General features: G+C 35.7%; 15 protein-coding genes. 12 read left to right on the top strand and 3 right to left on the bottom strand.

Going from position 1 to position 14,004, the window contains the following annotated elements; genetic code table 11:
- Positions 1-71 precede the first annotated feature (71 nt).
- Positions 72-938, bottom strand: coding sequence for a YitT family protein (locus ACQKMD_RS00425; protein ID WP_427748501.1), 867 nt, complete (start codon positions 936-938; stop codon positions 72-74).
- Positions 939-1,183: 245 nt separating this feature from the next.
- Between ACQKMD_RS00425 and ACQKMD_RS00420 the strand changes: the two genes are divergently transcribed.
- From ACQKMD_RS00420 to ACQKMD_RS00400, 5 genes are all read left to right on the top strand, one after another.
- Positions 1,184-1,522 carry a nucleotide pyrophosphohydrolase gene (locus tag ACQKMD_RS00420; protein WP_427748500.1) on the top strand — a complete coding sequence of 113 codons (339 nt, stop codon included), beginning with the start codon at positions 1,184-1,186 and terminating at the stop codon, positions 1,520-1,522.
- Positions 1,519-2,316, top strand: coding sequence for a 4-hydroxy-tetrahydrodipicolinate reductase (dapB, locus tag ACQKMD_RS00415; RefSeq protein ID WP_427748499.1), 798 nt, complete (start codon positions 1,519-1,521; stop codon positions 2,314-2,316). The genes ACQKMD_RS00420 and dapB overlap by 4 nt, the downstream gene beginning before the upstream one ends.
- Positions 2,317-2,332: 16 nt before the next feature.
- Complete coding sequence (gene mgsA, locus ACQKMD_RS00410; RefSeq protein WP_427748498.1) at positions 2,333-2,737, top strand: methylglyoxal synthase; 405 nt, start codon at positions 2,333-2,335, stop codon at positions 2,735-2,737.
- 102 nt (positions 2,738-2,839) lie between these two features.
- The gene (gene bshA, locus ACQKMD_RS00405; RefSeq protein ID WP_427748497.1) at positions 2,840-3,982 is read left to right on the top strand and encodes an N-acetyl-alpha-D-glucosaminyl L-malate synthase BshA; all 1,143 of its coding nucleotides are present in this window, start codon (positions 2,840-2,842) and stop codon (positions 3,980-3,982) included.
- On the top strand, positions 3,969-5,159 hold the full coding sequence (locus ACQKMD_RS00400; RefSeq protein ID WP_427748496.1) for a CCA tRNA nucleotidyltransferase: 1,191 nt from the start codon (positions 3,969-3,971) through the stop codon (positions 5,157-5,159). The genes bshA and ACQKMD_RS00400 overlap by 14 nt, the downstream gene beginning before the upstream one ends.
- Before the next feature lie 229 nt (positions 5,160-5,388).
- Here ACQKMD_RS00400 and ACQKMD_RS00395 read toward each other — a convergent pair whose 3' ends face one another.
- Both ACQKMD_RS00395 and ACQKMD_RS00390 read right to left on the bottom strand, forming a co-directional pair.
- Positions 5,389-5,628: a hypothetical protein gene (locus ACQKMD_RS00395; protein ID WP_427748495.1), complete on the bottom strand. Its 240-nt coding sequence runs from the start codon at positions 5,626-5,628 to the stop codon at positions 5,389-5,391.
- A 534-nt stretch (positions 5,629-6,162) separates the two neighbouring features.
- Positions 6,163-6,543, bottom strand: coding sequence for a membrane lipoprotein lipid attachment site-containing protein (locus ACQKMD_RS00390; RefSeq protein WP_427748494.1), 381 nt, complete (start codon positions 6,541-6,543; stop codon positions 6,163-6,165).
- Between the two features lie 448 nt (positions 6,544-6,991).
- On the opposite strand from ACQKMD_RS00390, the gene ACQKMD_RS00385 reads away from it, so the two are divergent.
- The 7 genes from ACQKMD_RS00385 to ACQKMD_RS00355 all read left to right on the top strand — a co-directional run bounded on the left by ACQKMD_RS00385 (position 6,992) and on the right by ACQKMD_RS00355 (position 14,003).
- On the top strand, positions 6,992-7,975 hold the full coding sequence (locus ACQKMD_RS00385) for a biotin--[acetyl-CoA-carboxylase] ligase (protein WP_427748493.1): 984 nt from the start codon (positions 6,992-6,994) through the stop codon (positions 7,973-7,975).
- Between the two features lie 225 nt (positions 7,976-8,200).
- Complete coding sequence (panB, locus tag ACQKMD_RS00380) at positions 8,201-9,040, top strand: 3-methyl-2-oxobutanoate hydroxymethyltransferase (protein ID WP_427748492.1); 840 nt, start codon at positions 8,201-8,203, stop codon at positions 9,038-9,040.
- On the top strand, positions 9,037-9,888 hold the full coding sequence (gene panC, locus ACQKMD_RS00375) for a pantoate--beta-alanine ligase (RefSeq protein WP_427748491.1): 852 nt from the start codon (positions 9,037-9,039) through the stop codon (positions 9,886-9,888). Before panB ends, panC begins: the two co-directional genes overlap by 4 nt.
- A gap of 3 nt (positions 9,889-9,891) precedes the next feature.
- Entirely contained in the window at positions 9,892-10,275 is a 384-nt protein-coding gene (panD, locus tag ACQKMD_RS00370) for an aspartate 1-decarboxylase (RefSeq protein WP_427748490.1), read from the top strand.
- A 271-nt stretch (positions 10,276-10,546) separates the two neighbouring features.
- Entirely contained in the window at positions 10,547-13,330 is a 2,784-nt protein-coding gene (dinG, locus tag ACQKMD_RS00365; RefSeq protein ID WP_427748489.1) for an ATP-dependent DNA helicase DinG, read from the top strand.
- A gap of 22 nt (positions 13,331-13,352) precedes the next feature.
- A complete protein-coding gene (locus ACQKMD_RS00360) occupies positions 13,353-13,511 on the top strand; it encodes a hypothetical protein (protein ID WP_427748488.1) in 159 nt (52 codons plus the stop codon).
- A gap of 9 nt (positions 13,512-13,520) precedes the next feature.
- Positions 13,521-14,003 carry a DUF5590 domain-containing protein gene (locus tag ACQKMD_RS00355; protein WP_427748487.1) on the top strand — a complete coding sequence of 161 codons (483 nt, stop codon included), beginning with the start codon at positions 13,521-13,523 and terminating at the stop codon, positions 14,001-14,003.
- Position 14,004 lies beyond the last annotated feature (1 nt).

The following is a 14,004-nucleotide window of genomic DNA, read 5'->3' as shown; positions in this document are numbered from 1 at the left end:
TCCAATATTTAATATCTTTTTAGCAATATAAAAAGCAGATAGGGTCGTTCTATCTGCCTTTGAAAAATTAATCAATCGATTGGCTGTTTCTTATCGTCTAATGTAAAACCTTCTCCAATAACATCATGTACTTCAGAAACAGTAACAAATGCATGTGGATCAACGGATTGTATAATACTTTTTAACCTAAATAATTCATTTTTTGCAATAACATAATAAATAACTTCTCGATCTTCTTTTGTGTAATGTCCATAACCTTTTAAAATAGTGACGCCGCGTGACATTTGTTTAGTAATACGGTTGGCAATTTCATCTTGTTTACCGGAAATAATAATTGCTCCTCGTGCAGCATACGCACCATCTTGGACGAAGTCGATTACTCGAGCACTGACGAAGACAGCGACAAGCGTATACATCATTGAGCGTGAATTAAGGAAAGTTGTCCATGATATAACAATAACGACAGCATCAAGCATGAACATTGTCTTTCCCATTGGCCATCCGATATATTTATTAACTAGACGTGCAATAATATCGACGCCTCCAGTAGTACCACCATAACGGAAAATAATACCGAGTCCAGCACCTAAGAAAACACCTGCGAATAATGAAACTAAGAACATATCGTCCTTCAAGCCAATATCGAATTGATAAATTTGGAAAATTTTAATAAATATAGAAACAGAAACTGTTCCAATTATTGTATAAATAAACATTTTTCGCCCAAGTAATTTCCAACCGAGTATAAACATCGGCACATTAAGTACTAAGTTCATTAATGCGGGATCCCATTTGAAAACGAAGTACAGAATTAACGTAATTCCTGTAAAGCCGCCTTCTCCTAGTTCATTTTGAACGTTAAAATGAATAAATCCAAAACTGAAGATAGCTGCACCGAAAATAATAAACAGTACATTTGTTAATTTTATATTTGGCATTATTTTTTCACCTCATTTTTGGTTAGTAGACTGTATAATAAAAAGGACTGTAAGAAAAAATGAATAAGTAGTCAATCCGTAAACTATTTGATTTACAATAGAGAGAGGTTTTTAACAATCGCTCTTGTGAGCCTTTATGGAAGACTTTACATATTTTCCTTTGTAAAAATATATTATCATGTATTTTTGATATTTTGACAACAACAAGTATTATTGATTACGATGAATAGAGGAGAGTGTTATAGATGAGTAAGGAAGTAACAATGCAACAAATGCAAAAACAAGTAGATGATTATATAGGGCAGTTTAAGGAAGGATACTTTCCACCATTTGAATTACTAGCACGATTAACTGAGGAACTTGGCGAATTATCAAGAGAAGTTCAAAATGTTTATGGTATGAAAAAGAAGAAGCCTACAGAAGCAGCCAAATCATTAGAAGAAGAATTTGGAGACTTTTTATTTGTCCTCATCTGTTTTGCTAATGCAGAGAACATTAATATGGCTGAAGCTTTACAAAGAGTTTTACATAAATTTGAAACGCGCGACAAGGACCGCTGGACTAGAAAGGAAGAGAATGAATGACAATTCGTGTTGCAATAGCTGGACCAAGAGGTAAAATGGGATCCGAAGCTGTACATACAGTAATGAATAACGATCATATGGAATTAGTAGCAGTACTTGATCATAGAGAAATTGCAAATTCACTGGATTGTTATACAGAGTTCCCTAATTCTTATCGTGTACCCGTTTATAGAAATTTAGAAGATTTATTTGAAACGGTGAAACCGGATGTTTTTGTTGATTTAACGGCACCTGATGTTGTGTATAAACATACGAAAGAAGCGCTTCAATATGGAGTGCGTCCAGTTATAGGTACGACTGGTTTTACAGATAATCAATTAGAAGAATTGACTGAACTATCCGCTAATTTACAACTTGGAGCAATTATTGCACCAAACTTTGCAATTGGTGCCGTGTTAATGATGAAGTTCTCACAAATGGCAGCTGCTTATTTACCAGAAGTTGAAATTATTGAAATGCATCATGATAGAAAGTTAGATGCACCTTCTGGTACAGCGATTAAAACGGCGCAGCTAATACAAGAAAATAGAAGAAGTCACAAACAAGGGCATCCAGATGAAGATGAAACACTCCCTGGTGCTAGAGGTGCTAATTTTGAAGGCCTACGTATTCATAGCGTACGTCTCCCTGGACTTGTAGCTCACCAGCAAGTACTATTTGGTGGAGAAGGACAATTACTCACTCTACGTCATGATTCGTTTAACCGTACCTCATTTATGTCAGGTGTGAAGTTTTCAATTGAAAAAGTTATGGAACTAGATGAATTAGTATACGGCTTAGAAAATATTTTATAAGAATGGAATGAGCTCTGTGAAAATATCTTTAATCGCGCATGATAAAAAAAAGGATGATTTAATCCAATTCGTAACAGCATATCGTGCTATTTTAGCCGAGCATAGTTTATATGCAACTGGAACGACAGGACAACGTGTTATCGATGAAACAGGTTTATCAGTGACAAGATTCCGTTCAGGGCCTGTTGGAGGAGATCAGCAAATTGGTGCGATGATTGCCAATAATGATATGGATATGGTTATTTTCTTCCGAGACCCATTAACAGCACAACCGCATGAACCGGATGTTACGGCCTTAATCCGCCTATGTGACGTATACCAAATTCCTTTAGCAACTAATATGGGCACAGCAGAAGTATTGCTTAAAGGTCTACAAGAGGGCTTTATTAATTGGCGTTTAATAGGAGAACAAAGAAATTAAGGACTTTTACTAATAACTAACTGTAAAAGTGAGCTGATTCCAGTCAATGCATAAGTTAAGTATTATGAAAATATAGATACAAGTAAGAAAGGAAGTGGTCGGGTGCGTAAAATGAAAATAGGTATAACGTGTTATCCGACTGTTGGAGGCTCCGGTGTTATTGCGACTGAGCTTGGTAAAATGTTAGCTGAAAAAGGGCATGAAATACATTTCATCACTTCTAGTATGCCTTTTCGCTTAAATAAAATTTATCCAACTATTTTTTATCATGAAGTTGAAGTTAATAGTTATTCCGTATTTCAGCATTCTCCGTATGATATTGCGCTAGCAAGTAAAATGGCAGATGTCATAAAAAGTGAGCAATTAGATGTGTTGCATGTGCATTATGCTATCCCACATGCTGTATGTGCGGTTTTAGGTCGAGATATGGCTGGAGAGGATATCGGCATAGTAACGACACTCCATGGTACTGATATTACGGTATTAGGCTATGATTCATCATTAACTGGTGCAATTCGCTATGGCATTGAAAAGTCTGATATAGTAACAACTGTTTCAGACTCTTTGAAGCGTCAAACATACGAGCTAATAGAAACAAAGAAACCAATCGAAACAATTTATAATTTTGTTGATGAAAGGGAATATACACCTAAAGATGGTACGCAATTAAAGAGGGATTTTGGCATACAAGACAATGAGCGCGTGCTAATTCATGTATCGAATTTCCGTAAAGTAAAACATATTCCAGACATTATAAAAACGTTTATTCAAGTTAGAGCAAAAATGCCTGCAAAATTATTACTTGTTGGAGATGGACCTGAAAAGCACCGTATTATGGAAGAAGTGAAAAAGTGTCCATTTATAAATGATATTTTATTTTTGGGTAAACAAGATAATTTATCTGAGCTTTATGGGATGAGTGATCTAAAACTACTTATGTCCGAAAAGGAATCATTTGGACTTGTTTTATTAGAGGCAATGGCATGTGGCGTACCTGGTATTGGTACGAATGTTGGCGGTATTCCAGAAGTTATTGAACATGGTCTTAATGGTTATATTGTGGAGTTGGGTGATATAAATCAGGCAGCTACATATGCGATAGATTTACTACAAGACGAATACAAATTAAAAGTTTTCCGCGAAGCAGCTATTTATAGAGCAAATCATTGCTTCCATTCTTCAAAAATTGTGGAGCAATATGAAGCTCTTTATGAGAAGGTGGCACGGAAAAATGAAGTTAGATAAGAATTGGCAAGCCGCTTTTGATATCATACAAAGTTTGGAAAGAGCAGGTTATGAAGCGGTTATTGTTGGAGGTGCAGTAAGAGATTATTTACGAGGCCAACTAGCCAATGATGTAGATATTGCAACGAGTGCTTTACCTGAAGAGGTGAAGACTGTATTTTCACGTACAGCAGATGTCGGTATCGCTCATGGTACAGTTTTAGTAATCCATCCTCTTAGTCCTGTAGAAGTCACAACATATAGAACAGAAGGCACTTATGCAGATCATCGTCGACCTGACGAAGTTCATTTTGTACGTTCATTAGAAGAGGATTTAAAACGTCGTGATTTTACAATTAATGCGATGGCGATGCGCGGTTCGAAAAAAATAGTAGATTTATATGGTGGGCAAAGTGATCTATCTGCTGAAATTATTAGAGCTGTTGGAAATGCTACTAGTCGTTTTAGTGAGGATGCACTACGAATGCTACGTGCTATTCGGTTTAGTGCACAGCTTGGCTTTGCAATTGAAGAAGAGACTTTCAAAGCTATTCGTAAACAAGCACTAGATATAAGTTTTATTGCGAAAGAACGCATAAAAGTAGAGTTTGATAAAGTATGGATAAGCAAGAATGCTCATAAAGCGATACGCTACGTCATTGAAACGAGTCTTGTGGAATATCTACCGGGGGATTTTTCAAAACAAGCGGAACATTGGAGTACTTTCGAGAGTTTTGGTAATCCCGTTAATGGCTGGGCCTTTTTAATATTACTACAACAAGATGAAAATGCCGTTCAACTTTTAAATACATTTAATTGTTCCAACAAAGAAAAAAAATATGTGAAACAAGTGTTACAAGCATATCAAACGCGGACGACAACAGGTTGGACTGTGAAAGACTATTTTGAATATGACTTACCTGTATTAGAAATTGCAAATGATTTTGCGAAAAAATTCCACCATTCGAATGATGATTTAAATAGTTCCGAAATTGCACGGAAGAAGAATGCACTAGTCATTCAATCTCGCTCTGAAATTGTCGTCAATGGACGTGACTTGATTGAGTGGAGTGGGGAAAAAAGTGGGCCGTGGTTAAAAATAGTTATTGATAAAATGGTCGATGAAATATTATCAAATAATCTTGTCAATGATCGACAACAGATAAAGGATTGGTTTTTGAATGAGTATCCGAGGTAGGTTTCAAAACACATATATAAGCATTCTAAGCCCATATAATTTATTGAATTCCGAACAGGTGACTAAAAAGCGACCGAATTATAAAACTTCGTCTAATAGCTCACCTGTTTTTACTTTGTCTTTTTTGGTCAAATGACTATAAGTATTTAATGTTTTTTGAATATTTGAGTCCCTAATTGTTCCTGTATGACTTTAAAGTTTACACATTTTGACTTACCATGTAAGAAGCTCAAGAGTGGCGTAATCCATGGAAATTTAGTGGTGGTAAGGTTATATTTTTTGACAAAGTTTCTCCGCCGCTGGTCCATATTATGAGTAAATTCCATTCGATACTTTTAATGATTTGTTCAATATGAGCACCTTTGGATTCTGGCGATAATTTATACTTTGCTAAATCACCAATTCTCCATCGATCTAACTCACGTTTATTCATTTCAAGATAATTCAAGATAGGTAATTTCTTCTTCAAATTTCTTTTCAATCTAAAAAACTAATCAATACGTTTGGTGTGCTTGAATATAAAATCCTTTATAAAAAGCATGCGGAGAGTGTTAATGCACAGTAGAAACATTAAGCGAAGAAATTGTTCCTTGAATTTATACAAACGCTAATACATTAAAAATTCAAGTGACAATATACCGGTTGCATAATAATTAGCGTACTAGCAGCTTTTTACTAACTTTAATGGTTGAAATTGAATGAAAATCAGGTATTATTTTTCTAGTTTATCTAACCTTTTCTGTAATTTTTTTATTTTTTTTTCATTGTTAACAGAAGTGAAAAGTGCCATACTACCAAAAATTAAAGCGAGAAATGCAGTAAAATCCATATTCACACCACCTAATATTTGTTAATTAAACAATACACTAAGTTACTTATTGATTCAACATAGAAAAATGAAGTGAAATAACAGGAGGGGAAAAAATGAGTGAGTATTCAAAGGCAGTCTTTGCTGCCCTTTTTTATATATGGGAAGAATTAGGTATTTTCATATTGTAATTATCTAATTCTTTAAAATAAATTCTTCTTTTTCACCATTCCATTCGATAGTGAAAACTATTTCGCTTTCTTTATTGAGAAAATTACAACCACTACATGAACTAGGTGAATTGCTTTCTAAGGTACCAGACTCTGATAATTTTTGTGTTATTTGCCCTTGAAGGCCATTGTCACTTTGAAATGAGAATGTAATATCTTTATTTTTAACCTTTTCTAAGTTTTTGCCTTCGTACTTTATTTTAAAGCTTTGTTCTTGTCGATCACCATTTTTTTGGGTTAATACTTCTGCGTACCAGTTTTCACTATCGCCTTTGAAATTAAAGTCATGGGATTGGCAACTTGTTAAAATAAATACAGATACTAGTATCAACAGTATTTTTTTCAATTACATTCCTCCTTTTATGTTTGTTAAATATTAGGATATTAATATAATTATAGTATAAACTATTCGGTTAAATTTCACACCTCTATTTATAAATGAAAGGAAACTTATAACTTAATTATATAGTTATAACTTATATTTCGTGAATTGTATTAGCGTCCGCCGGAACGGAAATTAACGCAATGAGTGACCTATTGTTTATTTTCTTTTTATACCTAAGTCCATTTCTTGTTGGGTAATGTTAACTATCCCAATAAGCATGAATCTATCTTCAGACTCAATATCTTTTTCAAGTGACCAAAAAGTGACTAAATGTTAAGATTGATTAAGATTTAGACATATTTTGCGATAAATAATGATACTATTGAATCTAATTATCAGCTTTAAATAAACATTTAGAAACAATATGTTATATTTTGATACTACATTCAGATAAAGGATTGGTTTAGTCATGAAAGTAACATTGAAAAATGAAATTATAAAGCGCTTAGTCGAGGCTAATGGTGAACCAATTTCTGGTCAACAGCTAGCAGATGAATTTGGCATCTCCAGGACAGCAATATGGAAGCATATGAAGCAACTTCAAGAAAAAGGGTACTCCTTTGAAACTGTCAAGAAAAGAGGCTACGTCTTAACAGCAACGCCTGATACAGTCGATGATGCAAATATTACAATGGCTCTTGAAACGAAAAGTTTCGGTAACCGTATTATTTATGAACAGTCAATGACCTCTACTCAAGCAATTGCACACAATAAAGCGCAAGAAGGAGCCTCAGAAGGTACTGTTATTATTTGTGAAGAGCAGACAGTTGGCCGAGGCCGTATGATGCGTGAGTGGAAGTCAACGAAAGGCAAAGGCATTTGGATGAGTGTTATCCTCCGTCCGGAGATAGCTCCTTATGAAGCACCTCAATTAACTTTAGTAGCTGCAGTAGCATTAACTAAAGCGATAGCTAATATAACAGATGTACAACCAGAAATTAAATGGCCAAACGATTTATTGATAAAAGGTAAGAAATGTACAGGGATATTAACAGAATTACAAGCAGATCCAGACCGCGTAAATGCAATAATTATGGGAATCGGCATAAATGTAAATCATCAGCCAAACGATTTCGAGGAAGAAATAAAAGACATTGCAACATCACTTAAAATAGCTAGTGGTAAACATATAGATCGCGCACTCCTAGTCGCAAAAATACTTTATTATTTAGAAATTTATAGTGCTCAATATGTAAAAGAAGGCTTTGAACCAATTAAGTCTCAGTGGGAAAGCTACTCTTGTACTATTGGCAATCGTATTCGTGCCACAACATTACAAGAAGAATTCATTGGAAAAGCTATTGGGATAACAAAAGACGGTGTTTTACAATTGCAATTAGATGATGGCACGATAAAAGGTATCTATTCAGCTGATATTACACTTGAAAAATAAATATTGGAATGTATCAATAAACTTGTTATAGTTGAAGTATTGGACAGTATCAATTTAATTGAACTGTACCTTGCTACAAAAAACTAAAACTAAAAAGATTCGCCTTGATCTAGTAATAGACAGGGACGGAAGAAAACGACGCATTTCATTGAATACGCAACCCTTCTGTCCATTTTTTTGACAGAGGGGTTTTTTGTTTTCTTCCTGTAAAGAGGAGGAAGCGTTTTGAAAACAACGACTGATTTTTTGAAGATGAAAGAACAAAGCAACAAGATTGTTATGTTGACTGCTTATGATTTTCCGTCTGCAAAACTAGCTGAAGAAGCCGGTGTTGACATGATTTTAGTAGGTGATTCTTTAGGCATGGTCGTACTCGGCTATGAATCAACTGTACCTGTAACTGTTGCAGATATGGTTCATCATGCGAAAGCTGTGAAAAGAGGAGCAAAGGATACTTTTATAGTAGTCGATATGCCATTTGGTTCTTATCATGGAGATATTGATCAAACATTACAAACTGCGATTCATATGTTCCAACAAACTGGTGCTAGTGCGTTAAAAGTTGAAGGAGCAGAGCTTGTTGTCAATGTCATATCCTCTTTAGTGAATACCGGGATTCCAGTGGTGGCACATTTAGGCTTACTACCACAATCCGCGGCAGTTCTTGGGGGATATAAAGTACAGGGGAAAACAGCCGCTGCAGCAGAAAAATTATTGCAAGATGCAAAAAAAGTTGAAGAGGCAGGGGCATGTGCGCTTGTCCTTGAATGTATTCCATATCAGCTCGCAGCAGAAATTACAAAATTACTTAAAATCCCAGTAATCGGCATTGGAGCAGGGGCAGAAGTTGATGGGCAAGTTCTCGTTTATCATGATGTGCTAGCGTATGGAACTCACCATGTACCAAAATTTGTTGAAACGTTCGCACTTGCTGGAGAATTGATGCATAATGGTATCGAAAGCTATACAAAAGCAGTAAAACAAGGTTCTTTTCCAAAAGTAGAGCATCGCTTCACGATGACAGATCATCAACTAGAACAGCTTTACGGAGGAATAAGAAAATGAAAATTGTTTCAACTATTAAAGAACTAAATGTACACATCACAACAGCCAAAAAAGCTAACAAAACAATAGGTCTCGTTCCGACAATGGGCTATTTACATGAAGGGCATATGGCGCTAGCAACGGCTGCTCGCAAAGAAAATGATTTAGTAGTAATGAGCCTTTTCGTCAATCCAGCACAATTTGGACCTAACGAAGATTATGAAAGCTATCCTAGAGATTTAGATCGTGATATGAGGATTGCAGAAAAAGTAGGAGTTGATTTTTTATTTGCTCCTTCTACCAGCGAAATGTATCCGACTAATGGTGGTATTCAAATATTAGCAGGTCCACAATCTGAAATTCTTTGTGGAGCAACAAGATTTGGACATTTCGATGGGGTATTAAAAGTTGTGACAAAGCTTTTCCATTTAACTAGGCCAACAAACGCTTACTTTGGACAGAAAGACGCACAACAGTTAGCGATTATCGAAACTATGGTACGTGATTATAATTTTCCAATAGAAATTCGAAGTGTGCCAATTGTTCGAGAAGAAGATGGCCTTGCGAAAAGCTCACGAAATGTATTTTTAACAGACCAACAACGTTTGCAAGCACCAGTTATTTGGCAAGCGTTAGATCTTGCAACAACCCATTATTTGAAATACGACAATGATATTGAAGCAACAAGGCTTGCAAAAGAACATATCGAAACCAATTCAAATGGGCGTATTGATTATTTGCAAATGCTAAGTTACCCAGACCTTACTGAAGTGACAGAGCAAACTGAAAAAATTTTACTTGCAACAGCAGTTTACTTTGGTAACACGCGCCTAATTGACAATATTATTTTTCAAAGAAAAGGGGACTAAACAATGCTAAGAATGATGATGAATGCGAAAATCCATCGTGCAGTTATAACACAAGCGGACTTAAATTATGTAGGCAGTATTACGATTGATGAGGATATACTCGATGCAGTTGGCATGCTACCGAATGAAAAAGTGCATGTTGTTGATAATAATAACGGTGCACGATTTGAAACATACATTATTGCTGGAAAGCGAGGAAGTGGTGTTATTTGTGTAAATGGTGCAGCAGCTCGTCTAGTGCAAAAAGGTGATGTCGTCATTATTATGTCTTATGCATATGTTAATAATGAAGAAGCAAAAAACCACAAGCCAACTGTAGCAATTATGCAACACAGTAATACGATTAAAGAACTCATTCAATATGAACCAGAAGCGACAGTAATGTAAAATTAGGAAGCATCCAATATTGGGTGCTTTTTTTAGTATCATAAGACGTGAATATTCAGTTAAATAACAATGAGACTAATTAATGCAATTATCGAACGAATTAGTGCAATAAACAACTAAGTTGGTGCAATAATCAATAGAAATAACGCAACAATCACCAGACTTAACACAACAATCCGCAAAATCTACAATTCTACACATCAACCTCAGCTATTCTGCCCAAAATGTGATAGAATTTTGAGTATAAACCGATCGGAAAGTTGTGAAGAAAATGATGGACAGTCAAACATACGCAATCGTAGATTTAGAAACGACAGGTCACTCCTCTCAAAACGGAGACCGTATCATTCAAATAGCGATTGTTTTAATGAAAGATTGGGAAGTGCAATCAACTTTCACGACTTTCATTCACCCAGGGAAGAAAATCCCTCGTTTTATTCAAGACTTGACGAATATTACGGACAAAGATGTCAAAGATGCGCAACCATTCGAAGCGCATGCTGAAAAAATTTATAACATTTTGCAAGATTGTGTCTTTGTTGCACACAACACTGATTTTGATTTGCCTTTTTTACAAGCTGAATTCAAAAGAGCAGGTCTACCAAAATGGTTTGGTAAACAGATGGACACAGTCGAGCTTTCGAAAATTTTATTCCCAACGGCATTTAGCTACAAGCTACAGGATATTGCTATGGAATTGAATATTTCATTGAAACAAGCACATAGAGCAGACGATGATGCCTTTGCAACTGCACTATTATTAAAACGCGGTTGGGAAGAGTTGTTAACTCTTCCACTTTCAACGATTGAACAATTACATCAGCGTTCTTTTCGCTTAAAATCAGACCTATCTCAATTATTCTTTGATGCGATTCAGATAAAAAGAGCAGTATCCAAACAATCTGAGATCCACTTTTATTATAAAAATATAGCGTTAAGAGGAGCAGTAATTGAGGCTAATTCAGAGGTGGCGCTGAAATACCCACAATCTACTGCTGAAAAAAAAGCCTTATTTTCTAGAGCTTTCAAAAATTTTGAAGTTCGTCCAGATCAATTTAAAATGATGGATCAAGTTTGGCAAGCTTTAAATACCAAGCAGGAAGTACTAACAGAAGCGTCCACTGGGATTGGTAAAACACTTGCATACTTAATTCCTGCAATTATTTATGCCAAGCAAACAAATGGTAAAGTAGGGATTAGTTCATATACTTCGCACCTGCTTGACCAACTGTTAGCAGAAGAATTGCCAAAAGCAGAAGCGATTCTACAAACATCTATTAATGTTACTTTGTTAAAAGGAATGGAGCATTATATAGATGTGGATCGTTTTGCAGAGCTTTTTGTTGCTCAAGATACTTCCTATGATGAATCATTTACAATGATGCAACTACTCGTTTGGCTCGCTAATACAACGACAGGCGATTTGAATGAAATTACATTATCTGGTGGGGGACAATTACTATTAGACAAAGTACGACGTTCATCGTCGACAGTTATTTCACGTGGTAAAGGTTATTTTGACTTTTATGAAAACGCGATTAAAAAAAGCAAAACAGCAGATCTCATTATTACAAACCATGCGATGTTACTTTCTGATTTAACGCGCGTTGAGCCAGTTCTTGCATCCGTTGATGGTTGGATTCTTGATGAAGCACATCAATTTATTCAGGCGGCTACATTAAGAGATGAAAAAGCACTCTCTTATACACAATGGAAATACATTTTTGGTCAACTTGGATCAGTTGATGACCATCAGTTAATTCATAATTATTTTAAATTGATGGCTGATAGCGGGAAGATTCCAATTAGGCAATTATCAAAATTAGAAATAAAATATTGTGAGATGGTACAGATCTTTGATGCAACAATTCATCAATTGATTAATCAATTAAATATTCAAAAGTCAGGTTCACGTCACAATAAGCGTACTTATCCTTTAAATTCGCTCGTGATTAAGCAACCTTTATTTGAAAAAGTGAGTCATAGTATACAGGGATGGATACAATTTGCACAGGAAATAAGTGATGTCTTCCAGCAAAACCCTGAAGATTTATCACCTACACAGCAAACGATATTATCAGACTGGTATTACTGGTTACGTGAATTAACTATTAAAGTAGCTGAATGGGATGCTATCTTCTTGACTTATGAAGTGGATTGTTCAGCATGGATTGAGTTAGATCAGCGTAGTATACCAGGAAGCTTGCATGTTTATAAACGTCCAATTCACGTTGCGCAATCGGTCACAACTGTTTTAGATCGTTTCCGTAATCGCTCAGGAATTATTTGGGCATCTGGTACATTAACAGTACCGAACAATCGTCGCTTTATCGCGGACCAACTAGGACTTCAAAGTTCAGTGCCGCTATTCCAATTCCAAGCACCGACATCATACTATGACGGTGCGAGCCTTTATATAGTTGATGATATGCCTGAAATTCAGCAAGTTTCACAAACTGAATATGTGGAAGCTGTAGCAGATGCCATTATTCAAACTGTACTTGCTACTGAGGGCCGTTGTTTTGTATTATTTACGTCTCAAGATATGCTTAGAAAAACGGTTGAGCTAATTCAAGAAACAGAAGCATTATGTGATTATATGCTCTTTGCTCAAGGTATGTCTTCTGGTAGTCGCATGCGATTATTAAAACTATTCCAGAAGTTTAATCATTCTGTATTATTTGGTACGAATAGCTTTTGGGAAGGTGTAGATGTACCAGGTGATGCATTGTCGGCGGTTATTGTCGTGCGTTTACCATTTTCTGCACCAGAAGAACCGATTTTCAGAGCTAGATCCGAAGTATTAAACGAACAAGGATTGAATTCATTTTATAAATTAGCTCTCCCTGAAGCCATTTTACGCTTCAAGCAAGGGTTTGGTCGTTTAATCCGTTCTTCACAGGATAAGGGCGTTTTTATCGTTTTGGATCGCCGAATTGAGACTAAATCGTATGGGAAGGAATTTATACGTGCACTTCCAGCGATTCCGGTGAAAAAAGTATCCCTTCAACATATGGTCTTAGAATTAGAACATTGGTATAATAAAAAAGTATGAGGATAGAAAGCAGGTCGATCATATGAAAAGGCAATTTGAAGTACGATCAGCTATTAAGATATGTTTTCAGCCGAGCTTCAGTCAACTAGAAAATGCGTCAAGATTAACCAATTCGATGTTAGAGTTAACGCATTTAAATGAAGGCATTATGAAGCCTATCTTCATGATAAATGAAACGTAAGGTGATATAATGAAAAATTGGATCAAGTTCTTTACGATATTTTTGTTAATCCTGTCGTTATCAATTGTCGTTATAGTTGCTTGGAAATCTTATTCACCGTTTTACAGCTCGGAGAAAGACGCGAAGCAAGTTGTGCTTGAAGCAAATAAGCTAGCGACTGTCACCGATACATATGTGTATAACGGTAAGAAACCGTTTGTTACGGTTTTAGGAACAGATAAGGCAGGAAAGAAAAAGGCTGTGTTTGTTCCAAAAGATGATAGTAAGGCAAAGCTAAAAGAAGTTTTAATGGAGGAAGGTACTTCTGAAAAAGAAGCACTTTCTGTTGTGTCCAAAAAGGATGACGTGAAAGAAATACTTCATATAAAACTAGGAATAGAAGAGCCCGGTGTCGTTTGGGAAATTACGTATCTTAATCAAGAGGATAAACTAAATTACGTTTATATTCTGTTCGAAAATGGACAGTGGTGGAAGCGTATTTTGAACTTGTAAA

This window comes from Viridibacillus sp. NPDC096237, from assembly GCF_050278625.1.
GTDB lineage: Bacteria > Bacillota > Bacilli > Bacillales_A > Planococcaceae > Viridibacillus.
The sequence above is the reverse complement of the archived record's forward strand: the minus strand, read 5'-3'. Positions and strand labels throughout refer to the sequence as shown.

Excerpts from the sequence above, each read along its gene's own strand:
- ACQKMD_RS00420 (WP_427748500.1), top strand. The coding sequence starts at position 1,184 with ATGAGTAAGGAAGTAACAATGCAACAAATGCAAAAACAAGTAGATGAT.
- ACQKMD_RS00400 (WP_427748496.1), top strand. The coding sequence starts at position 3,969 with ATGAAGTTAGATAAGAATTGGCAAGCCGCTTTTGATATCATACAAAGT.
- panC (WP_427748491.1), top strand. The coding sequence starts at position 9,037 with ATGAAAATTGTTTCAACTATTAAAGAACTAAATGTACACATCACAACA.
- ACQKMD_RS00425 (WP_427748501.1), bottom strand. The coding sequence starts at position 938 with ATGCCAAATATAAAATTAACAAATGTACTGTTTATTATTTTCGGTGCA.
- ACQKMD_RS00360 (WP_427748488.1), top strand. The coding sequence starts at position 13,353 with ATGAAAAGGCAATTTGAAGTACGATCAGCTATTAAGATATGTTTTCAG.
- ACQKMD_RS00385 (WP_427748493.1), top strand. The coding sequence starts at position 6,992 with ATGAAAGTAACATTGAAAAATGAAATTATAAAGCGCTTAGTCGAGGCT.
- dinG (WP_427748489.1), top strand. The coding sequence starts at position 10,547 with ATGATGGACAGTCAAACATACGCAATCGTAGATTTAGAAACGACAGGT.
- dapB (WP_427748499.1), top strand. The coding sequence starts at position 1,519 with ATGACAATTCGTGTTGCAATAGCTGGACCAAGAGGTAAAATGGGATCC.
- ACQKMD_RS00355 (WP_427748487.1), top strand. The coding sequence starts at position 13,521 with ATGAAAAATTGGATCAAGTTCTTTACGATATTTTTGTTAATCCTGTCG.
- panD (WP_427748490.1), top strand. The coding sequence starts at position 9,892 with ATGCTAAGAATGATGATGAATGCGAAAATCCATCGTGCAGTTATAACA.